The following is a 21985-nucleotide window of genomic DNA, read 5'->3' on the forward strand; positions in this document are numbered from 1 at the left end:
TTATCTATTTTCTACCATTTTACATTTATACCTTACCTTATCTTATTAGGGTTTAATTATAAAGGAGCAAGCTATGTTGCGTCGGGATTTTATGAAATTGGCAGCGGCAATGGGATCGGTAAGCTTATTACCAACTTGGAGTCGCGCTGCATTATCTGCAACGCAATATCCTTGTTTACCTATTCCAGCATTATTATGGCCGGATAAGCATGGCAAAATTACCATCCGGGTTACTCAAGGTAAAACGCAATTTTTACCCGCAAAATCAGCTGTAACATGGGGTTACAACGGATCCTTGTTAGGTCCAGCAATCAAGCTTAAATCAGGCCAACGTGTCTCTATTGATATTCACAATCAGTTATCCGAGGCTACCGCATTGCATTGGCACGGGCTAAAAATCCCCGGTGAAGCTGATGGTGGTCCTCATGCGGTAATTAAACCTAATGTGGTAAGAAGGGTTAATTTTGCCGTTAACCAACCCGAGGCAACTTGTTGGTTTCATCCGCACCCTCATGGTAAAACGGGTTATCAAGTTGCCATGGGGTTGGCGGGTTTAGTATTAATTGAGGATGAACATAGCCAATTACAAAAATTGCCAAATCAATGGGGTATCGATGATATTCCCGTTATTTTGCAGGATAAACGTTTAAATCGTGCAGGGCAGATAGATTATCAACTTAATGTAATGAGTGCTGCTGTTGGTTGGTTTGGTAACACTATGTTAACTAATGGCGTGGTATTACCTAAACATATAGCACCTAAGGGTTGGTTACGTTTACGTTTTCTTAATGGCTGTAATGCCAGAAGTCTAAACCTGGCAACCAGTGATGGGCGAAAAATGTATGTTATTGCTAGTGATGGTGGGCTATTAAATGAACCTGTTGCCGTCGATCAATTACCGATGATAAGTGCTGAACGTTTTGAGGTACTAGTTGATGCCTCGAATGGTAAAGCGTTTGATATTGTTACCTTGCCAGTCAAACAAATGGGAATGACAATAGCGCCTTTTGATCAACCCGTAGCTGTATTGCACATTGAGCCAGGATTAAACGCAAGAGAGACTTTTTTACCTGACAGTTTAGCTTCTATTGCCTCATTGCCTGATTTGACTGGCATTAAACAGCGTCAATTGCATTTAATGATGGATGCACGTTTAGATATGCAAGGTATGATGGCGCTTAGAAAACAGTATGGTGAACAGGCTTTGGCCGGGATGAATATGCATGGTCATAGCAATATGATGAAGGAAAATGGGGCGCATGCGATGCATAATCATCAGCAAGCGCCGATGATGAATCAATCATTCAATCTTCTCCATGCTAATAGTATTAATGGCCGACCTTTTTCCATGACGGAGGTGGCATTTAATGTTGCAAAAGGCCAGTATGAACGCTGGATCATATCCGGTCGAGGTGACATGATGTTACATCCTTTCCATATACATGGAACTCAATTTAGGATCTTGACAGAGAATGGACAACCAGTGGCTTCCCACAGACAAGGTTGGAAAGATACTGTGCGGGTTGATGGTGATATCAGTGAGGTATTGGTAAAGTTTGATCATATCGCAACCCAGGTACATCCCTATATGGCGCATTGTCATTTATTAGAGCATGAAGATACGGGCATGATGGCCAGTTTCTCTGTTAGCTAAAATATTAACTTCTTTATTTATGTTGTTAATCAATATTGGATGAGGGCATTTTATCGCGTCTTTATTGCCCTTATGTTAGAATCTAAGGTTTTTACTTCCATGAATATGAATACCTAAAGTTATGAAACAAATTGTAGAAGTCATGATCTCAGAAGCGGATGTTAAACAACGTATTGATGAGATGGCAAAAGAGATTGTTGAACATTATAAATCATTGCAAGATGAGTTGGTGTTGGTTGGTCTTTTGAAAGGCTCTTTTATTTTTATGGCTGATTTATGTCGTAAAATTGATATCCCTCATGAAGTCGATTTTATGACGGTATCAAGTTATGGCAATGGCATGACTTCAAGCCGCGATGTAAAAATTATTAAGGATCTAGATGAAGATATTCGCGGCAAGCATATTCTGATTGTTGAAGATATTATTGATTCAGGTAATACGCTAAAAAAAGTCCGTCAAATCCTAAAATTACGTGGCCCTAAGTCTGTCGCAATTTGTACGTTATTAGATAAACCCTCTCGACGTGAAGTAGAGGTTCCTGTTGAATGGACAGGTTTTGCTATTCAAGATGAATTTGTTGTGGGTTTTGGTATCGACTATGCACAGCAATATCGACATTTACCCTATATTGGGCATGTTATTTTACTAGATGATTAAGTGGTAGTGTTATTTATTGAATGAAAAAATCGAACGTTAGTTCGATTTTTTGCGGTGCTTATTTTTGCTGGCTTAATTTAGCAATAGCTTGCCGATAGGTGATTTCAAGCTGTTCACGGCTATTAGCCGTAACATCAAGATCATTGAGTCTGCCATTCTGTATACCATAGACCCAGCCATGAATAATGACGTTTTGGCTGCGCCGCCAGGCAGATTGTATTATTGTCGAATGGCCAAGATTATAAACTTGCTCAATAACATTGAGTTCACATAAGCGATTTGCCCGTTCTTGCGGTGCAAGCTCACCTAAGATTGCACTATGTTTAAACAAAATATCACGGACATGTAGTAGCCAGTTATTAATCAGCCCTCGTTCTGTGTTATCAATAGCGGCTTCAATACCACCACAACCATAGTGACCACAGATGATAATGTGTTCGACTTTTAGTACGTCAACAGCATATTGTATGACTGACAGGCAATTTAAATCAGTATGGATCACCAAATTAGCGACATTTCGGTGGACAAATAGATCACCAGGCGCTGCTTTAGTTAATTTTTCAGCAGGTACGCGGCTGTCAGAGCAGCCTATCCACAGAAAATGTGGATTTTGAAATTTTGCTAATTCTTTAAAAAAAGAAGGATTTTCTTTGGTTACTGATTCTGACCACTGTAGATTGTTTTCAAACAGCTGTTTAATTTTTTTCATCATAATTCACGTGGATTAGTTATGGTTAACTGCAATAATAATCATATACAACATCAATTTATTTTTTAATATTTACTCGCTGTTAGTTATAGTTTAATTGAAAAAAGATTACTAATGGTGTGATTTATTATCATATGTGGAATAAAAATAGATAAGAAAGGTTTTTTATGACTTATGCTTTAGAGCTGCTCCAGCTTACAAAAACCTATCCCGGTGGTGTGAAAGCATTAACCGGAATTGATTTACAGGTTGAGGTGGGAGATTTCTATGCCTTATTAGGACCTAATGGTGCAGGTAAATCAACGACAATTGGTATTATCAGTTCATTAGTCAATAAAACGGGCGGTAAAGTGAGAGTATTTGGCTACGATCTTGATAAAGACGTGGTGAATGTAAAACGCCAGTTGGGTTTAGTGCCTCAAGAATTCAATTTTAATCCATTTGAAACAGTAATACAGATAGTGCTGAATCAAGCGGGTTATTATGGCGTTCCGCGTTCGTTAGCCTTATCTAGAGCAGAAATGTATCTTTCTCAACTGGCTTTGTGGAATAAACGCGACGAGCCTGCACGAGACCTCTCCGGAGGCATGAAACGGCGATTGATGATTGCTCGTGCATTAATGCATCAACCCAAACTGTTAATTTTGGACGAACCCACTGCAGGAGTCGATATTGAACTGCGTCGTTCAATGTGGAGTTTTTTGAAGACCTTAAACGCGCAAGGTACCACCATTATTTTAACGACCCATTATTTGGAAGAAGCGGAAATGTTGTGTCGAAATATTGGTATTATTCAATATGGAGAATTGATTGAGAATACCAGTATGAAAAAACTACTCAATCAGTTGGAGTCAGAGACATTTATTTTTGATCTGGCACCAAAGAGTGCTATCCCTACATTAGAGGGTTATAAATTCAGGCTAGTGGATACTTCAACCTTAGAAGTTGATGTACTTCGCGATCAAGGTCTAAATGGTTTATTTAGCCAATTTGCTGAGCAAGGGATACAGATAACAAGCATGCGTAATAAAGTAAATCGTTTGGAGGAGTTATTTGTTGGTTTAATGAATAAACAGCATCCACTATCGATAAAGCAAGGAGAAAATAGATGATTCAGCTCTACTGGGTGGCGATGAAAACCATCTGGATCAAAGAAATAACACGTTTTGCGCGTATTTGGGTACAAACTTTACTACCGCCGGTGATCACCATGTCACTCTATTTTATTATCTTTGGTCATTTAATTGGTGCAAGAATTGGCAATATGGATGGCGTGAATTACATGCAGTTCATTGTTCCTGGTTTGATTATGATGTCGGTGATCACAAACGCTTATGCCAATGTTTGTTCCTCTTTTTTTGGGGCAAAATTCCAAAAAAGTATTGAAGAATTGTTGGTTGCACCCGTTCCTACCCATATTGTCATAATGGGTTTTGTTGGCGGTGGGGTTGCGCGAGGAGTATTGGTTGGTCTGTTGGTTACCCTGGTTTCGCTATTTTTTGTTCCATTACATATTTATTCATGGTGGATGGTAATTATTACCGTATTAATGACGGCAATTTTGTTTTCATTAGCTGGGTTAGTGAATGCGATATTTGCTAAAACATTTGATGATATTAGTATTATTCCTACCTTTGTTTTAACACCATTAACTTATTTAGGCGGTGTTTTTTATTCTTTGTCTCTTTTGCCAGAGTTTTGGCAAATGGTATCTAAACTTAATCCGATCGTCTATATGATCAGCGGATTACGTTATGGATTTCTTGGCATCAGTGATGTTGCAATATCGATTACCTTATCAGTATTAGTGATTTTTATTGTTATTTTATATGCCATAACGTGGCACTTAATTGAAAAAGGACAAGGATTAAGAACATAATTATTCACGTATAGTGTGATAAATATATAGGATCGGATTGGCGCTATTTTTTAGCGCTTCTGCTGTATTATCGCTATGTTAGCCGTTATAAATTTTTTGTTTTTTCTAATAGTAGTTGTTGGTTTTGGCGAATGCTAAGAGTTTGCAATGGCTGCGGTCATGTGGTCAACCCCCATTTTTTCCTGTATTATCGCCGCTAAGTTATTTAGATTTTAAAGCATCAGCCAAATACCCGCGTTAACATATTCATATTGCCAATAGAATTATTAGCTAAGTTACCATAAAGTTAGCCCATTTTGAGCAACTAGCAGCAATCTATCACTAAGCAATTCACCATCTGGAAAGCGTAGCTCTGGGGCAATTTCTGCTAACGGATAAAGCATAAATTCCCGTTCTTTAAGGCCATAATGGGGGATAGTTAAATGTGCTGTCTGAATAATTTGTTGGCCGTATAATATAATATCCAAATCGAGAGTTCTTGGCCCCCAACGATCGGCTTTACGAGTTCTACCATGCATTAATTCAATCGATTGGGTATGTTCAAGTAGGGTTGCGGGCAATAACTCAGTATCTAACGCGATAACGGCATTGAGATAGTCAGGTTGGCCTTGCGGCCCCATAGGTTTAGAGCGATAGAAAGAAGAAATAATAACCGGCTTGGTATTGGGTAATTGATGCAATTCTCTAATGGCACTTTGTGCTTGTTGTAAAGGGTCATTTAGATTGCTGCCAATGGCGATATAAACACGCTCCATCTTTAATTAACTCGGTTGTTTTTTATCGGTTTACGGTTAGTATGATTTCGGCGATGCGACCAATTACGACGATGAGTCGGTATATTACCTAACTCCGAGACCATTTCTTGTTGTAGTCTATTATTTGCTTGTTGAAACTCAGCCCACCAATGAGCCAGCTCTTCTAATTCCCGCCGCTGCTCTACGTTGGCGCGTAGTTCTAGCAAATCAAACGCAGCGCGAAATTTTGGATGTTCTAATAGTTTATCGGCTTTTTTCCCTTGGCGCCTTGGTAGTCGCAATTGTAGCTGCCAGATATCGCGCATTATTGAAGTAAGCCGTTTAGGGATAGCGATAGAGCGGCATTGCTCATCAAGGATATCATTCATTGCAATAGCAAAGGCTTCGTAATAGGGTAAGCCACTTTCCTGAGAAAGCCTTTCTGCATGTTCTACCAGTGGGTACCATAACATAGTGGCAAATAAGAATGCCGGATTAACACGTTTATTATTCTTTATTCGATAATCAGTATTTTGCAGCACCTGATTAATGATAAGCTCCATCGGTGAATCATCATTGGCGGTGAAGTGTCGTTCAACTAGCGGAAATAATGATTGAAAGAGATTATAACGTTTTAATTGTTGATAGGTTTGATAACCTTGACCAGTCTGAAGTAATTTGAGCGACTCTTCAAATAGACGTGCCGATGGAATGTCTTTTAACAAATATGCCAGTTGTGGAATAGGCTTGGCAGTTTCGGCATCGATTTGCATATTTAGTTTACAAGCAAATCGAATAGCGCGTAGCATCCTAACGGGATCTTCTCGATAACGAATTTTGGCATCACCAATTAAGCGAATCATACCGTTTTTTAAATCTTCAAATCCACCCACATAATCACGTAGGGTAAAATCGTTAATTCTGTAATATAGGCTATTGATGGTAAAGTCGCGTCGAATGGCATCGTCTTCAATGTTACCGAAAATATTATCTCTCAGTAACATACCACTTTGTGCTTGGTGAGCCATATCCTTATTATTAGTATCAGTTTGTTCATGAGAACCACGGAAAGTAGCGACTTCGATGATTTCATAACCAAACATAATATGTGCTAAACGGAAACGGCGTCCGACTAAACGACAGTTACGAAATAATTTGCGAATTTGTTCCGGTGTCGCGTTTGTCGTAACGTCGAAGTCTTTAGGTTTTTTACCTAATAGTAAATCTCTGACGCTACCACCGACCAAATAGGCTTCATAGCCAGCATTATTGAGACGATAAAGAACTTTCAGTGCATTGTCACTGATGTCTCTTCGCGAGATAGGATGCTTATCTCGTGGAATTATGGCTATTGAAGTATTTATAGCAGATGCAGGTGTAGATTTATCTGCTAATTGAGTACTTTTAATGCTTTTCGTACTCCGATATCTTTTTGTTAGTAAAGCTTTTACCTTAGTCTTGGACTTAGTGTCGGTCGCAGAACTATCATAAGATTTTTGTTTACTTCGATTATTTTTTTCTTCTCGTATCAATAAATTACGACAGAAATTGGCTACCCGGGTAAAAATAATACACCTCGATATCTAATGCGATTCTAGTTAAAAAAATAAATACTAATAATTAATCATATCTTATAGGATTTTTTTTGAGAATGCCTAAGTAGGATAAAAATTGCTGATTAATCATAATTTGTAACAATTCTGCCGTTTGGTTGAATGCTATCTAGTTGCCAATTTTGTACAGCTTGGCTCAGTAATTGTTCAGTACTAAGGTCTTGCCAATTAATAATAGTTGTTTGTGATAAAAAATTTAGTGCATCAATTAAAATAGGTCTCGGATCGTTCATCGGCAGCGGCGGGGTATGATTTTGTTTAGAAAGTTTATTATGAGAACGATTTAATACTAAAGGTAAATGCACATAATCGGGTACTGGAAAAGCGAGATGGTGATAGAGAGAAATTTGTCTAACGGTTGGTGCAATGAGATCAGCGCCACGAAAAACTTCGGTAATAGCTTGGTCATGATCGTCAATAACGACAACAAGATTATAAGCAAATAGATTATCTTTTCGCACAATAATAAAGTCTTCTTCAGCCAAAGCGCGAGGCGCTACATAATCACCTTGTAATTGATCATAAAAACTGTAAACCGGTTTTGACTGGATTATTCTCAAAGCTGCTGCTGCAGAAGATAAACCAAGATTGCGACAATGTGCGTCGTAATAACCACCGATAGCATTAATACGTTGGCGTGTACAACGGCAATAGTAGCAGTCATAGCACTGTTTTAGCTGTGCTAAAGTGTCATGGTAAAGATCATGCCGTTGTGACTGATAGATGATTTTACCATCCCAATGTAAGCCATAATGCGCTAAAGTTTTTAAAATGCGCGAAGCCGCCCCTGGCACTTCTCTAGCGCTATCGATGTCATCAATCCTGACATACCATTTTCCTTGTTTTTTTTTGGCTTGTAGGTAGCTACCAAGCGCTGTAACTAACGAGCCAAAATGCAGATCACCTGTTGGGGATGGTGCAAAGCGTCCAATATAGGGTGGAACGTTAGTAATTATTGAATTACTCATTGATTATCAAAAGGATAAGGTACACTTCTGTGTACCTTATTTTATTGGTGTAAGATTATTGGCTAACCCGCCATCTGTTTTTCACGTAATTCAGCTAATGTTTTGCAATCAATACATAAATCAGCTGTTGGACGAGCTTCTAAGCGGCGGATACCAATTTCAACCCCACAGCTTTCACAATAACCAAAATCTTCATCATCAATTTTTTTTATTGTCTTCTCGATTTTTTTAATCAACTTACGTTCGCGATCGCGATTACGTAACTCAAGGCTAAACTCCTCTTCCTGTGCCGCTCTGTCAACAGGGTCAGGAAAATTGGCTGCTTCATCTTGCATATGAGTTACAGTGCGGTCGACTTCATCTCTGAGTTGATTGCGCCATGCTTCGAGAATAACCCTAAAATGACCCAATTGGGTATCGTTCATGTACTCTTCGCCTGGCTTTTCTTGGTAGGGCTCTACCCCAGCGATGGCGAGAATGCTTAAGGACGAGGTTTTAGGTTTTTGCCCTTCTTGCATAATGCTTCTCCTACACACGCAATATTCATAAAGAACCCCTCAAGGGGGAAAAACTAAGGTCGCTATAAATAACAGAACACTCCATACTTAGCAATGGTTCTTACAATTCGTTTTACTGTATCAGGGTGATGCGCGTGTTATCTGCCTTTTTTGTAAGTAAAACGAATTTCACCTAAAAGAATATAATAGCTTGGTTTATTGGATAAAGGGTATTTTTTTATCCATTGATAGCCATTTTTCTGATATTTTAATCTGATAGCAAAGTATTTCAATACCAAAATTCGTTGCTTGCTTTAAGAGCGCAGCATAATGAGAATCAATATGGCTTGCAACGGACATTTTCTTTATACCAGTATGAAGTACGGCAAAGAATAAAACTGCTCTTTCGCCTCGTTCAGCTATCAAGGATAGTTCACGTAAATGTTTTTGCCCTCTGATTGTAACAGCGTCAGGAAAATAACCGATATTGTTTTCTAGCAAGGTGACTGATTTTACTTCAATATAGCAATTAACATGCTGTTTTTTGGTTAGTAGAAGGTCTATACGACTATTTTCGTCGCCATATTTCACCTCTCGGCTAATATTATCATATTCGGATAATTCCGGAATTTTATTTTCTACTACAAATTGACTAATAAGATCATTTGCTCGATGTGTATTAACACAAATCCAATCGCCAGTTTGCGTTTGCGTCAGTTCCCAGCTATGGGGATACTTTCGCTTAAAATTATTTGATGTTGAGTACCAAACCGTATCTCCAGGTGTTGCACAGCCGGTCATGGCGCCTGTATTGGCACAATGAATGGTTAGTAATTTACCTGATGGTGTAATAACATCAGCGAGAAAACGTTTATAACGCTTTACTAATTGGGCTGATTTTAGTGGTGGAAACCGATACATTGGTAGCTACTCCGGTCGTAATAATAGATGCGGTTAAAGACAACAGCAATGCTACAATGTTTGGCGCAAAAAGTTAATAATTGTTGCTTTTACATGTAATGTAAATTGGTGGATAGATAGTGTTCACTAAATTGGAGAGTGATAATAACGGTCATCATCAGGGTATAAAACTACTATGTAGAGGATGTTGATTATTTAATTATGATAAAAATACTATTTTAATGAGATATATGAAAAAAATATCTATAAGTTATGATTAAAATCTTGGGCTAATAATAAACTAATAGTAAATAAAGATTAATTTTATACCATGTTTGACAAAGATAATTATGAACCTATTGGGCGCAGATCTAAGAAAAAGCCCACTGGTAAAAAATCAAAATCTCAGCAAAATAATCGCTTAGGCAACTATGAGTATGAAGATATTGATGACAACGAGGAAGAAGAACTAATGGCAAATAAAGACAATAAGTCTCGGCCAGCTAAAAATAATAGATGGCGTTGGTTTTGGTTGTTTGTCAAAATTGCTATCGTCTTGGCACTATTAATTGGTGTCTATGGTATCTATTTATATCAGAAAATCAGTGAACGTCTTGATGGAAAAGTTTGGGATCTACCGGCAGCTGTTTATGGTCGAATGGTTAATCTTGAACCAGGGATGAATTACAGTAAAGAAGAGATGATCCGATTATTAGATGGCATGCAATATCGTCAGGTAAATAAAATTACTTTACCTGGTGAGTATATTGTTAAAAATAATACGATTGAGATGTTACGCCGGCCATTTTCCTTTCCTGATCAAAGAGAAGAACAAATTTTAGCTAAATTAAGTTTTGAACAAGCTCGCCTCACCAATATTACTAATATGGAAAATGGTCGTTCATTTGGTTTTTTTCGGCTTGATCCAAAACTTATCACGATGATGCAATCGGCTAACAATGAGCAACGCTTAGTCTTGCCGAGAGAAGATTTTCCTGATTCTTTAGTCAAAATATTGCTTGAAACTGAAGACCGGCATTTTTATGAGCATGATGGCGTCAGTATTTATTCTATTGGACGTGCGGTTATTGCTAATTTAATGGCCGGTAAGACCGTTCAGGGTGGTAGTACGTTAACCCAGCAATTAGTTAAAAACTTATTTTTGAGTAATGAAAGAACGTTAATACGTAAAGCCAATGAAGCATATATGGCGATTTTGATGGACTCTCGCTATAGCAAAGAACGTATTCTTGAACTTTATCTAAATGAAGTATATTTAGGCCAAAGTGGCGATGAGCAAATTCGGGGCTTTCCTCTTGCCAGCCTCTATTATTTTGGTCGTCCAATCGATGAGTTGAGTATTGATCAACAAGCATTATTAGTCGGTATGGTGAAGGGCGCGTCACTATATAACCCATGGCGTAACCCTAAACTGGCCCTTGAGCGTCGTAATTTAGTGTTAAAGCTGTTGGAAACACGCCAAATTATCGATCATGAAATGTATAATATATTGAGTGCTCGTCCTTTGGGCGTTAAATCCAGAAGTGGTGTTTTAACACCTCAACCCGCTTTTATGCAGCTCGTCAGGCAAGAATTAGCTGAAAAATTGGGAGATAAAGTAAATAACCTTTCCGGTGCTAAGATCTTTACTACCTTAGATCCGGTCTCGCAGCAAGCGGCTGAAAATGCCGTAGAACAGGGGATAGCCGATTTACGTAAAACACGTAAGTTGCCTGATCTTGAAGGTGCGATGGTAGTCGTTGACCGTATTAACGGTGAAGTTCGCGCTATGGTCGGCGGCTCGCAACCACAATATTCTGGTTTTAATCGAGCGTTAAATGCTCGCCGCTCAATTGGTTCATTGGCTAAACCCTCGACTTATCTCACCGCATTAAGTGAACCGGATCGTTTTCGTTTAAATACCTGGGTACCTGACGAACCAATTAGTGTCAAATTTGATAACCAAATATGGGAGCCGAAAAATTATGATCGCCGCTTTCGGGGGCAGGTCATGTTAATTGATGCCTTGGCCAGTTCGTTGAATATCCCGACGGTAAATATTGGCTTAAGCGTTGGCTTGGATCAGGTTAGTAAAGTATTGGTACGTCTTGGCGTGCCAAGTGATGCGATAGAAAAAGTGCCCGCTATGTTATTAGGGGCATTGAACTTAACGCCAGTGGAAACGGCGCAAATGTTTCAAACCATCAGTGGTGGTGGCAATCGAGCGTCCTTATCGGCATTGCGCTCTGTGATTGATGGTGATGGCAATGAGCTTTATCAAAGTTATCCATCTGCCGAGCGGGCGGTCTCTCCGCAAGCAGCTTATCTAACACTTTATGGTATGCAACAAGTGGTTGAGCGAGGAACATCTCGTTCATTAATGAATAAATTTGCTCAATATCATTTAGCTGGTAAAACGGGCACAACCAATGATCTACGCGATAGTTGGTTTGCCGGTATCGATGGTAAGGAAGTGGCAATCGCATGGGCCGGTCGTGATAATAATGGACCGACAAATCTTACTGGTGCAAGTGGTGCATTGCAACTATATCGTCGTTATTTAGAAAACCAAACTCCATTAGCATTGGATAATCGCCCACCAGAAGGAATTACGCAGATGCGCGTCAATAGCGATGGCAGTTTTAACTGCGTAGGTGGTGGATATCGCATTTTGCCAGTATGGACCGAGGATCCCCAAGCATTATGTCAGCTAGGGATACAATCGTTGAAGCCAAACTTGAATTTAAATGAACAGCAGACAAATAGTAATGATGCGCCCGCTTGGGTAAAAGAGATGTTTGGACAGTAATAAAAAGCAAGTAAACCGGCGCTGAATTAAAAAATTGGCGCCGGTTTTTATGGTTTAAAAATAATTATTGCATCTTGTTAAACGCATTTTCTGCCGCTTTAATTGTGCGATCAATATCTTCATGACTGTGCGCAATGGACATGAAACCCGCCTCAAATGCAGAAGGGGCTAAATAAACGCCTTCGTCTAACATTAAATGAAAGAATTGCTTAAATTTCTCAATATCACATCGCATGACATCTTGATAGCTGTTAACTTGTGGTGCTTGGGTAAAAAATAGACCAAACATGCCGCCAACATGATTAACAATGAACGGAATACCCGCTTGTTGCGCTTTTTCTTGCAAACCGTTAGCAAGTTGTGTCGTCAATTCTGTTAAGCGTTTATGAGTATTGGGTTTAGCGACTTCAGTTAGGCAAGCTAGGCCTGCAGCCATCGCTAATGGGTTGCCTGATAATGTGCCAGCTTGATAAATTGGCCCTATTGGCGCGAGTTTTTCCATCAGTTCGCGGCGGCCGCCGAATGCGCCAACAGGCATCCCACCGCCGATTATTTTGCCTAAACAGGTCAAATCAGGTTTGACTTGATAATGTGCTTGCGCACCACCTAAGGCAACTCGAAAGCCGGTCATGACTTCGTCAATAATCAGTAGTGCGCCAAATTGATCACATAATGTGCGTAGCCCGGGCAAGAACTCAGCCTCCGGTAGAATACAATTCATATTGCCTGCTACTGGCTCAACAATGATACAAGCGATTTCTTGCGGATATTGTGCAAAAGTTTGCCGTACAGAATCTAAATCATTAAATGTACAGGTAAGCGTATGTTTGGCAACATCTACAGGGACGCCAGGAGAATTAGGCTGGCCGATGGTTAAAGCACCTGAGCCCGCTTTAACTAAAAGGCAGTCGGCATGTCCATGATAACAGCCTTCAAATTTGATAATCTTGTCCCGCCCTGTATAGCCGCGAGCGAGCCTTATGGCACTCATTGTGGCTTCTGTGCCTGAATTTACCATACGAACCATTTCGATGGATGGAATAAGTTGACTAATAATTTCTGCCATTTTTACTTCAATAGCGGTCGGGGCACCAAAACTCAGGCCATTTTCTGCCGCTTGAATGACTGCTTGCTGAATTATAGGGTGGTTATGACCTAAAATCATTGGCCCCCAAGAACCGACGTAATCGATATAAGCTTTGCCATCAACATCATAAATATAAGCGCCGTTAGCTCGCTGAATAAATAGTGGATAGCCGCCAACACCATTAAACGCCCGCACGGGTGAATTGACACCGCCAGGAATAAATTTTTTAGCTTTTAAGTAAAGTGCTTCAGATTGACTCATTAAATAACTCCAAGCATTTGTCCAGCAGAAATTTTTTGCATATCTTAAAGTAGTATTGCTAGTAAACCAAACAGCAAATTTAGGGGAATTTTTTTAAATCAGTTAATTTAGGCTGGATCTTGAATCAATTGGCCGGCTGTTAGATAATTGCCCCTTGTCCAGTGAAGTATTGTTGCTTCCTGTGTCTATTGATTGGCATGTCGGCCTGGAGTTAGAAATGAGTAATGATACTGCATTGCCTATACAGTTTACTGATGCTGCAGCAAATAAAGTTAAAGCGTTGATTGCGGATGAAGAAAATCCCAATTTGCGTTTGCGCGTCTATATTACTGGCGGAGGCTGTAGTGGTTTTCAATATGGTTTCACCTTTGATGATAAAATTAATGAAGGTGATTTAACGATTGAAAAGCAAGGCGTGGAATTAATCGTTGATCCTATGAGTTTACAGTATCTGGTTGGTGGTTGTGTTGATTATATTGAAGGATTAGAAGGGTCACGGTTTGTGGTAACCAATCCGAATGCGAAAACAACGTGTGGTTGTGGTTCTTCATTTAGTATTTAATCGTTTAACCTTACTAAGGGTAATTAGTAACCCTTAGTATGAGGCTCTATTTTGGCTTGCCGAAATGGCTGTTAATAGCTCATTCACTACTTTGGCTTGAGTTAGCTAAATTTGCCAACATTGTTTGCACCATTAAGCTTGATTGACGAGCCGCGACAGGCAAAAATTCTTCAAAAGAGAGATGAGACTCTTTATCAGCGACATCAGAAATTGCACGCACAACAACGAATGGGATACCAAATTGATGACATACATGACCAATTGCAGCACCTTCCATTTCAACCGCGATAGCAGCAGGGAAAGTCTGGCGAATATAGGTTAACTCTTTAGCGCCATTAATAAAGCTATCACCACTACAAATCAAACCGCGGATCGCATGTAAATCCAATTTTTCAATACATTTTTCGGCCAGTTCTATCAATTTTTTATTCGCATTGAATGTAGCCGGACATTGTGCCATTTGGCCTGGTTGGTAACCAAAAGCAGTGACATTGACATCATGATAGCAAACTTGGCTGGAAACCACGATATCGCCAACCTGCAAAGTAGGCACTAATCCGCCGGCGGAGCCAGTGTTAATAATAATTTCAGGCGCAAAATGTTCTATTAGTAAGGTTGTTCCTATAGCCGCCGAAACTTTACCAATGCCTGATTTTAATAATGCGATATCAAGATCATTAAATTTTCCGCAATAGATTTCGCAGCCACCTCGTGACAATGCAGACTGAGCATCAATTTGCTCACGCAATAATGCCACTTCTTGCTCCATTGCACCTATTATCGCAACTTTCATTGTGTCATACTCACTGTTGATTAATTAGACATGTTGTCAGATCCGTGCCATTGTAACATTGAAAACAAAAAAAAGTTAACTGTGCCCATTAGCTGGGGATATTTCATCATCAGGAGGGGAAATGTCCAAGATTGATTTTAGGCAAAAGCTCAATTTTCTGCGTAAATATAGTGATTACAATGTTGATACAAAGAATGAAGAACAAGTTAATCGTCAATTTGAAAGCGATCGAGGACGCATTATTAATTCTGCAGCCATACGTCGATTACAACAGAAGACTCAAGTCTTTCCTTTAGAACAAAATGCTGCGGTTCGCAGTCGTCTAACTCATTCATTAGAAGTGCAGCAAATTGGTCGTTTTATTTCAAAGACCGTAATCAGTCAATTGAAAAAAAAGAAATTACTGGCAACTTATGGTCTCTCTGAGCGCCTTGATGCGTTTGAAAGTTTGATAGAAATGGCGTGTTTGATGCATGATATAGGTAACCCACCTTTTGGTCATTTTGGTGAAGCTGCCATTAAGAGCTGGTTTTCAACATTACTTGACGCTGAATTTATTTCTAATAAATCAAAGGCTAGCGATCAATGCCAGATTAATTTTCTCCAGTTAAAAAATGAACCTAACAAAGATTTGCTGCGTTGCCAATTGCGTAAAGATCTTTGTCAATTTGAGGGTAATGCCCAGGGACTTAGGATGATCCATCAATTATTAAAATTGAACCTGACTTATGCTCAAATTGGCTCAATCTTAAAATATACTAAAGGTGCTTATCAACTGGATGAAATTCCTAAAGATTTTGATTATCTGACCAAAAAACCGGGTTATTTTTGGTCAGAAGATAGTTTTATTAAAGAGTTATATATCCAATTGGATATGGAACCATATTGCCGTTTCCCCCTTTGCTATATTATGGAAGCCGCAGATGATATCTCTTATTGTATTGCTGATTTAGATGATGCGGTCGAAAAAGGTATTTTTAGTGTTGATCAGTTGTTGGAATATTTACGACAAGGTTGGTTGGAAACAGGTAAAAAAGCCAAAGGTGACTTATTTGAACAGACGGTAGAAAAAGCTTATAAAAGTATTAATCACAATGAAACAAGGCGTAGTAAGCAAGATCAATTTTTTATGTATCTTAGAGTTAATATTATCAGTAAATTGGCTTCCTATAGTGCTCATCGCTTTATTAAACATTTAGCTGAAATTTATGCAGGAAGTTTTAATAGTGCCTTATTGGAAGATAAAAGTGATGAACATCATCTATTGGAGGTATTGAAAGGCGTTGCCTATAAACATGTATTTACCCATCCTGAAGTTGAACAATTAGAATTACAAGGTTATCGAATAATTAGTGGCTTACTAAACTTTTATCGCCCTTTATTATTAATGCCACGCGCTGATTTTATTCAGCTTTATCAAGATAAATATCACAAGAAATATTTTATTGAAACACGTCTATTGCATAAATTATCAACTAAACATTGTTTGGCTTATGGTGAAGCCATTGAAGGAATTTGTACTACTGATGAGACAGAAAAAGATATATTAGAATTTTATTATCGTGCTCGTCTTATACAAGACTATATTAGTGGTATGACAGATCATTATGCTTATCAAGAATATCGAAAATTTACGGTGAAAAATTAAAAAATGAAAATAAGCATTGTTTGAATATATATATTGGGAAATATTTTAAGCAATGCTTTAGACTATGCATATTAATTAAATACACAGCTAAAATCAGTTAAGTGAAAACATTTTGACTTTAAAGACAATCGTCATTTAAATTTTTCTATTTATATTATTAAAGTGATTTTGTTAATATTTATTATTAGAAATTAGTAACAAATTAGTTATAACATAATTTAGAAAGTGAGATCTTAATAGACTTTATTATGTTATAAATTTATAACATTATTTGACAATATTATATTGGTTTATTTTATTTTTGAGAATTTATTACATTGTTTTTTATTTTTATTTTTTTACAAAAATAAAAAGATCTCTTATTTTATTCCTTAAAATTACAAACAACGAACATTTAATGATAGATAATTTACATCAATTGCTTTGAGATGTGATACTATTCTTCATCTCTCATTGAGAAAATGAATAAAGCAAATTTAATTTTCCTCAATATATGAGATGGCAGTTTCTTTAATTAATAGACTAACAAAATTTTACACCTTAATGATATGGTACAATTTTATTCTTCCAGGCAGCGTAAAGTTAAGCCCGATAATTTGACAGTAATAGCTGAAAGTCTTGATGCTCATGGCCAAGGTGTCGCGCATTATCAAGGAAAAACAATCTTTATTACTAATTTACTTCCAGGTGAGCAAGCACAAATTCAACTTACGGAAGAGAAAAGACAATTTGCCAAAGCAAAAGTGAGCAAACGATTGACTGATAGCCTTGATCGGGTGGCACCTTTTTGTCGTCATTTTGGCATCTGTGGCGGTTGTCAACAACAACATGTGACGTCAACTCTTCAACGTGCGGCTAAAGTCAGTAGGTTAGAATATTTATTTCAACGTGAAACGGGAAGAGCAGTAAAATCATTGCCGGTTATCGCAGGTAGTGAGTATGGATATCGTCGTAGAGCGAGGTTTGGTCTCCACTATCAACAGTCAGAACGTCGCTTACGAATGGGATTTCGCCAAAGCCAATCAAATGTATTGGTAGAACTGAAAATGTGTCCTGTATTACAACCAGAACTAGAAAAATTATTACTGCCTGTTGCTGACTGCTTAAACAAATTGGCAGCAGTTAAACACTTAGGACATGTTGAGCTTGTTAATGCGGATAACGGTGTTAGTGTTATCTTACGTCATCTTAAACCGTTAGTTACTGATGATAAAATGTTATTAACTGCCTTTGCCAGAAGCTATAATCTCAATGTTTATTTGATCGACAATAGTGCCAATCGGCTTAAACTTATTAGTTCAGCAAGTAATGATAGTGATCCTTATTATTCTATTGAGAATGTGAAATTGACATTTGATCCGCAAAATTTTATTCAAGTAAATCCCGAAATCAATAAAAAAATGGTTGCTCAAGCGTTGGATTGGTTAGCGCTTGAGTCGAAAGATAGGGTTTTGGATCTATTTTGTGGCATGGGTAATTTTACCTTACCCATCGCACGTCATGTTCATTCGGTTGTTGGTGTTGAAGGCGTTGCTGAATTGGTAGCGCAAGGGCGTTATAACGCTAGTTTAAATCGATTAACTAATGTTGAGTTTTATCAAGCTGATCTTGAGCGTGACATAGGTTGCCACCCTTGGGCAAAAATGGGTTTTAACAAAATTTTATTAGATCCTGCACGCGCGGGTGCTATAGGCGTAATGTCACATATTATCAAGTTTAAGCCAGAACGGGTTGTTTATATCTCCTGCAACCCAACGACATTAGTAAAAGATAGTAAACAATTACTTACAGCCGGTTATCAACTTATAAGTGTCAGGATGTTAGATATGTTTCCGCATACTAGTCATCTTGAGTCTATGGCACTTTTTTGTCGCGATTCAAGCAAATAGGCAAGGAAAGATTATGGTTGCAATTAGAAGCGCTCATTTGACATCTGCAGGCGAATTTGCCATTGATAAATGGGTTGCTAGTCTCAAACTTACCACTAATGACTCAGAACAAAAATTAATTGAAGTTTGGCATTACTGCCATAGTAAAGTTCAGCACTATGAAAATGGTCAATTACTGCTTTGGCGTGGGATCGAGATGGGAGAAATCCTGTCAACATTAAGTATGGATCTCGATAGTTTGCGTGCAGCAATGCTATTTCCCCTAGTTGATGCCAAAATTGTCACTGAGGAAATTATTGATATTGAGTTTGGTAAATCTATTCACGCTTTGGTTAAAGGTGTGATGGAGATGGACGCCATTCGCCAATTGAATGCTAACCAATTAGGCGAAAAGAGTTCTAGCCAAGTAGATAATATTCGCCGGATGTTGCTCGCCATGGTAGAAGATTTTCGTTGCGTGGTGATTAAGATAGCGGAACGTATTGCCTATTTACGTGAGGTAAGGGAACGCTCCGAAGATGAAAGAGTCTTAGCAGCAAAAGAGTGCTTAAATATATATGCTCCTTTGGCCAACCGTTTAGGCATTGGGCAATTGAAATGGGAGCTAGAAGATTTCTGTTTCCATTATTTACACCCGGATGAATATAAAAAGATTGCTGAATTACTTCATGAACGACGTATTGATCGTGAACGATATATTGATGATTTTGTTTCGTCACTGCGACACTTTATGTTAGAGGAAAGTATTACAGCAGAAATTTATGGCCGTCCGAAGCATATATATAGCATTTGGCGAAAGATGCAAAAAAAATACCTGGCTTTTGATGAACTTTTTGATGTTCGCGCTGTGCGTATTATCGTTGAACGTTTACAAGACTGTTACGCTGCATTAGGTATTGTGCATACCCATTTTCGTCATTTACCTGATGAGTTTGATGATTATGTTGCTAACCCTAAACCGAATGGCTATCAATCTATTCATACTGTGGTATTAGGGCCAAATGGTAAAACGATTGAAATACAAATCCGGACTCGACAAATGCATGAAGATGCTGAATTAGGCATTGCAGCTCACTGGAAATATAAAGAAGGAGCAGTAATAACGGGCAAAGAGAGTAGCTATGAAAATCGTATTGTCTGGTTAAGAAAATTGATAGCCTGGCAGGAAGAGATGGCTGATTCAGGGGAAATGCTTGATGAAGTTCGTAGCCAGGTTTTCGATGATCGAGTCTATGTTTTTACCCCTAAAGGTGATGTTATTGATTTACCAGCTGGCTCAACCCCACTTGATTTTGCCTACCATATTCATAGTGATGTTGGCCATCGCTGTATTGGCGCTAAGATCAGCGGCCGAATTGTTCCTTTTAGTTATCATTTACAGATGGGAGATCAAGTTGAAATTATCACGCAAAAGTATCCAAACCCTAGCCGTGACTGGCTCAATCCAAATTTAGGCTACGTTACCACAAGCCGTGCTCGCGCTAAGATCCACAATTGGTTTCGTAAGCAGGATCGTGATAAGAATATCCAGGCAGGGCGACAAATATTAGATAATGAACTTAATCATCTGGCGGTAAGTTTAAAAGAGGCTGAAAAGTTGTTATTAACGCGCTACAACGTTAACTCGTTAGATGAAGTTCTTGCTGGTATTGGCGTAGGTGATATTCGTATTAATCAACTGGTAAATTTTTTACAGAATAAATTTAGTCAAACCACTGCTGAAGAAGCTGATCGCGCTGCTTTAAAGACGTTGGAAGATAAAATATCTGCTATCCGCTTGCCAGTGAAGGAGAGTGGAAGCATCGTTGTAGAAGGTGTTGGCAACTTAATGCACTACATTGCTCGTTGCTGTCAGCCAATTCCTGGTGATGATATTGTTGGTTTTATTACTAAAGGTCGAGGTATCTCGATCCATCGCATCGATTGTGAGCAACTGATTGAGCTACAATTGCATGCCCCAGAAAGAATAGTCGATGCTATTTGGGGGGAAAACTACTCTAGTGGTTACTCATTAGGCCTGCGAATTATTGCTAATGATCGGAGTGGATTATTGAGAGATATCACGACTATTCTTGCTAATGAAAAAGTAAATGTCTTAAGTGTTAGTAGTCGTAGTGATGTTAAACAACAGTTGGCGACTATTGATATGAATATTGAAATCTATAATTTACCCGTTTTAGGCCGTATTTTAGCGAAATTGAATCAACTTCCTGATGTATTCGAGGCTAAACGTTGTATTAAGTCGTAAGTATTACATTATGTTTTAGCAAGCGGTGCGTTAATTGGTTTTTGATCTTTATTAACTTCGGATGGAAATAACATGCAAACGGACTCAGGTACAATAGAACGATTGTTATTGATTATGACTCAGTTACGCGATCCTGAGCATGGTTGTGCATGGGATAAAGTGCAATCTTTTGCCACAATAGCGCCTTATACGCTGGAGGAAACTTATGAAGTTCTAGATGCAATTGAACGACAAGATTTTGCTGCTTTAAAAGAAGAATTGGGTGATTTACTGTTTCATATTGTCTTTTATGCCCAAATTGCAAAAGAACAAGCATTATTTGATTTTAATGAAATCTGCCAAATCGTGAGTCAAAAGTTAATATCACGTCATCCCCATATTTTTGCTGGGCAATTACTCGTAAAGAGCGATAAGTCAAACTATGATTGGGAAAAAAATAAAGTCAAAGAACGAGCAGCAAAAAACCAGCATTCTATTTTAGATGATATTCCACCAGTCCTGCCGGCATTAATGAAAGCCAATAAAATGCAAAAACGCTGTGCAACTGTTGGTTTTGATTGGGATAAATTTGCTCCAGTATTGGCCAAAGTACATGAAGAAATTGAAGAAGTTTTGGCAGAAATAAATAAGCCTGCACCGAGCTCGTCGCGTATTGAAGAAGAAATTGGTGATTTACTTTTTGCGGTGGTTAATTTATCGCGCCATCTTGGCCATGAGCCAGAATTAGCATTACAAAAAGCGTGTCGTAAATTTGAAGGCCGTTTTCGCCAAGTAGAAAAACTGATCTTAAACAAAGGCGATTCATTAGAAAATGCTACACTAGATGAAATGGAAAAACTTTGGCAACAAATTAAAAATGAGTGATTATTGTTTTTAGCTGAATGGATTAAATATTAGTTAGGATGTTATAATCGATCAGCTATTTTTTGCAAGGAATTGACGAAAGCTAATTCTTGATATTAAAAGATTATTGATGAAAATTAACCTTAATAGGCTAAGAACATTTGTAGCAGATTTAAGGTTAGGGTATACTGCTTTCCCGTCCTGTTATATTCATCGTCTTTTACACCTAAATT

Annotated in this window: 18 protein-coding genes; 10 read left to right on the forward strand and 8 right to left on the reverse strand. The window is 38.3% G+C overall.

Annotated elements, in window-relative coordinates; translation table 11 throughout:
• The first annotated feature begins 73 nt into the window (after positions 1-73).
• Together cueO and hpt are read left to right on the forward strand one after the other, a co-directional pair.
• The gene (cueO, locus tag QE177_RS03090; RefSeq protein ID WP_280551280.1) at positions 74-1654 is read left to right on the forward strand and encodes a multicopper oxidase CueO; all 1581 of its coding nucleotides are present in this window, start codon (positions 74-76) and stop codon (positions 1652-1654) included.
• Positions 1655-1775: 121 nt separating this feature from the next.
• The gene (gene hpt / locus QE177_RS03095) at positions 1776-2312 is read left to right on the forward strand and encodes a hypoxanthine phosphoribosyltransferase (protein WP_280551281.1); all 537 of its coding nucleotides are present in this window, start codon (positions 1776-1778) and stop codon (positions 2310-2312) included.
• A gap of 58 nt (positions 2313-2370) precedes the next feature.
• On the opposite strand, the gene can is transcribed toward hpt, so the two are convergent.
• Positions 2371-3024: a carbonate dehydratase gene (gene can / locus QE177_RS03100; protein WP_280551282.1), complete on the reverse strand. Its 654-nt coding sequence runs from the start codon at positions 3022-3024 to the stop codon at positions 2371-2373.
• 164 nt (positions 3025-3188) lie between these two features.
• Between can and QE177_RS03105 the strand changes: the two genes are divergently transcribed.
• Positions 3189-4133: an ABC transporter ATP-binding protein gene (locus tag QE177_RS03105; protein ID WP_280551283.1), complete on the forward strand. Its 945-nt coding sequence runs from the start codon at positions 3189-3191 to the stop codon at positions 4131-4133.
• Positions 4130-4900, forward strand: coding sequence for an ABC transporter permease (locus QE177_RS03110; protein WP_280551284.1), 771 nt, complete (start codon positions 4130-4132; stop codon positions 4898-4900). The genes QE177_RS03105 and QE177_RS03110 overlap by 4 nt, the downstream gene beginning before the upstream one ends.
• 275 nt (positions 4901-5175) lie before the next feature.
• On the opposite strand, the gene folK is transcribed toward QE177_RS03110, so the two are convergent.
• The 5 genes from folK to sfsA form a co-directional block, all read right to left on the reverse strand.
• Positions 5176-5655: a 2-amino-4-hydroxy-6-hydroxymethyldihydropteridine diphosphokinase gene (gene folK / locus QE177_RS03115; RefSeq protein ID WP_280551285.1), complete on the reverse strand. Its 480-nt coding sequence runs from the start codon at positions 5653-5655 to the stop codon at positions 5176-5178.
• A gap of 2 nt (positions 5656-5657) precedes the next feature.
• Positions 5658-6998 (reverse strand): polynucleotide adenylyltransferase PcnB, encoded by a 1341-nt coding sequence (gene pcnB / locus QE177_RS03120; RefSeq protein ID WP_280552199.1) that lies wholly within the window; start codon positions 6996-6998, stop codon positions 5658-5660.
• A gap of 314 nt (positions 6999-7312) precedes the next feature.
• Positions 7313-8215: a tRNA glutamyl-Q(34) synthetase GluQRS gene (gene gluQRS, locus QE177_RS03125; RefSeq protein ID WP_280551286.1), complete on the reverse strand. Its 903-nt coding sequence runs from the start codon at positions 8213-8215 to the stop codon at positions 7313-7315.
• Between the two features lie 62 nt (positions 8216-8277).
• Positions 8278-8733, reverse strand: a complete 456-nt coding sequence (gene dksA / locus QE177_RS03130; protein WP_280551287.1) for an RNA polymerase-binding protein DksA — start codon at positions 8731-8733, stop codon at positions 8278-8280.
• Between the two features lie 195 nt (positions 8734-8928).
• Complete coding sequence (gene sfsA / locus QE177_RS03135; RefSeq protein ID WP_280551288.1) at positions 8929-9633, reverse strand: DNA/RNA nuclease SfsA; 705 nt, start codon at positions 9631-9633, stop codon at positions 8929-8931.
• A 310-nt stretch (positions 9634-9943) separates the two neighbouring features.
• On the opposite strand from sfsA, the gene mrcB reads away from it, so the two are divergent.
• The gene (gene mrcB / locus QE177_RS03140) at positions 9944-12421 is read left to right on the forward strand and encodes a bifunctional glycosyl transferase/transpeptidase (protein ID WP_280551289.1); all 2478 of its coding nucleotides are present in this window, start codon (positions 9944-9946) and stop codon (positions 12419-12421) included.
• A gap of 64 nt (positions 12422-12485) precedes the next feature.
• Here mrcB and hemL read toward each other — a convergent pair whose 3' ends face one another.
• Positions 12486-13769: a glutamate-1-semialdehyde 2,1-aminomutase gene (gene hemL, locus QE177_RS03145; protein ID WP_280551290.1), complete on the reverse strand. Its 1284-nt coding sequence runs from the start codon at positions 13767-13769 to the stop codon at positions 12486-12488.
• A 217-nt stretch (positions 13770-13986) separates the two neighbouring features.
• Here hemL and erpA point away from each other — a divergent pair, with 217 nt between their 5' ends.
• Positions 13987-14331, forward strand: coding sequence for an iron-sulfur cluster insertion protein ErpA (gene erpA / locus QE177_RS03150; RefSeq protein ID WP_280551291.1), 345 nt, complete (start codon positions 13987-13989; stop codon positions 14329-14331).
• Between the two features lie 79 nt (positions 14332-14410).
• Here erpA and mtnN read toward each other — a convergent pair whose 3' ends face one another.
• On the reverse strand, positions 14411-15124 hold the full coding sequence (gene mtnN, locus QE177_RS03155) for a 5'-methylthioadenosine/S-adenosylhomocysteine nucleosidase (RefSeq protein WP_280551292.1): 714 nt from the start codon (positions 15122-15124) through the stop codon (positions 14411-14413).
• 121 nt (positions 15125-15245) lie between these two features.
• Between mtnN and dgt the strand changes: the two genes are divergently transcribed.
• The 4 genes from dgt to mazG all read left to right on the forward strand — a co-directional run bounded on the left by dgt (position 15246) and on the right by mazG (position 21773).
• Complete coding sequence (gene dgt, locus QE177_RS03160; RefSeq protein ID WP_280551293.1) at positions 15246-16772, forward strand: dGTPase; 1527 nt, start codon at positions 15246-15248, stop codon at positions 16770-16772.
• A 548-nt stretch (positions 16773-17320) separates the two neighbouring features.
• Complete coding sequence (rlmD, locus tag QE177_RS03165) at positions 17321-18661, forward strand: 23S rRNA (uracil(1939)-C(5))-methyltransferase RlmD (RefSeq protein WP_280551294.1); 1341 nt, start codon at positions 17321-17323, stop codon at positions 18659-18661.
• A gap of 13 nt (positions 18662-18674) precedes the next feature.
• Positions 18675-20909, forward strand: coding sequence for a GTP diphosphokinase (gene relA / locus QE177_RS03170; protein ID WP_280551295.1), 2235 nt, complete (start codon positions 18675-18677; stop codon positions 20907-20909).
• A gap of 72 nt (positions 20910-20981) precedes the next feature.
• On the forward strand, positions 20982-21773 hold the full coding sequence (gene mazG, locus QE177_RS03175) for a nucleoside triphosphate pyrophosphohydrolase (protein WP_280551296.1): 792 nt from the start codon (positions 20982-20984) through the stop codon (positions 21771-21773).
• Positions 21774-21985 lie beyond the last annotated feature (212 nt).

Source organism: Arsenophonus sp. aPb, assembly GCF_029873475.1.
In the GTDB taxonomy this organism is placed as follows: domain Bacteria; phylum Pseudomonadota; class Gammaproteobacteria; order Enterobacterales; family Enterobacteriaceae; genus Arsenophonus.

Excerpts from the sequence above, each read along its gene's own strand:
- cueO (WP_280551280.1), top strand. The coding sequence starts at position 74 with ATGTTGCGTCGGGATTTTATGAAATTGGCAGCGGCAATGGGATCGGTA.
- hpt (WP_280551281.1), top strand. The coding sequence starts at position 1,776 with ATGAAACAAATTGTAGAAGTCATGATCTCAGAAGCGGATGTTAAACAA.
- can (WP_280551282.1), bottom strand. The coding sequence starts at position 3,024 with ATGATGAAAAAAATTAAACAGCTGTTTGAAAACAATCTACAGTGGTCA.
- QE177_RS03105 (WP_280551283.1), top strand. The coding sequence starts at position 3,189 with ATGACTTATGCTTTAGAGCTGCTCCAGCTTACAAAAACCTATCCCGGT.
- QE177_RS03110 (WP_280551284.1), top strand. The coding sequence starts at position 4,130 with ATGATTCAGCTCTACTGGGTGGCGATGAAAACCATCTGGATCAAAGAA.
- folK (WP_280551285.1), bottom strand. The coding sequence starts at position 5,655 with ATGGAGCGTGTTTATATCGCCATTGGCAGCAATCTAAATGACCCTTTA.
- gluQRS (WP_280551286.1), bottom strand. The coding sequence starts at position 8,215 with ATGAGTAATTCAATAATTACTAACGTTCCACCCTATATTGGACGCTTT.
- dksA (WP_280551287.1), bottom strand. The coding sequence starts at position 8,733 with ATGCAAGAAGGGCAAAAACCTAAAACCTCGTCCTTAAGCATTCTCGCC.
- sfsA (WP_280551288.1), bottom strand. The coding sequence starts at position 9,633 with ATGTATCGGTTTCCACCACTAAAATCAGCCCAATTAGTAAAGCGTTAT.
- mrcB (WP_280551289.1), top strand. The coding sequence starts at position 9,944 with ATGTTTGACAAAGATAATTATGAACCTATTGGGCGCAGATCTAAGAAA.
- hemL (WP_280551290.1), bottom strand. The coding sequence starts at position 13,769 with ATGAGTCAATCTGAAGCACTTTACTTAAAAGCTAAAAAATTTATTCCT.
- erpA (WP_280551291.1), top strand. The coding sequence starts at position 13,987 with ATGAGTAATGATACTGCATTGCCTATACAGTTTACTGATGCTGCAGCA.
- mtnN (WP_280551292.1), bottom strand. The coding sequence starts at position 15,124 with ATGAAAGTTGCGATAATAGGTGCAATGGAGCAAGAAGTGGCATTATTG.
- dgt (WP_280551293.1), top strand. The coding sequence starts at position 15,246 with ATGTCCAAGATTGATTTTAGGCAAAAGCTCAATTTTCTGCGTAAATAT.
- rlmD (WP_280551294.1), top strand. The coding sequence starts at position 17,321 with ATGGTACAATTTTATTCTTCCAGGCAGCGTAAAGTTAAGCCCGATAAT.
- relA (WP_280551295.1), top strand. The coding sequence starts at position 18,675 with ATGGTTGCAATTAGAAGCGCTCATTTGACATCTGCAGGCGAATTTGCC.
- mazG (WP_280551296.1), top strand. The coding sequence starts at position 20,982 with ATGCAAACGGACTCAGGTACAATAGAACGATTGTTATTGATTATGACT.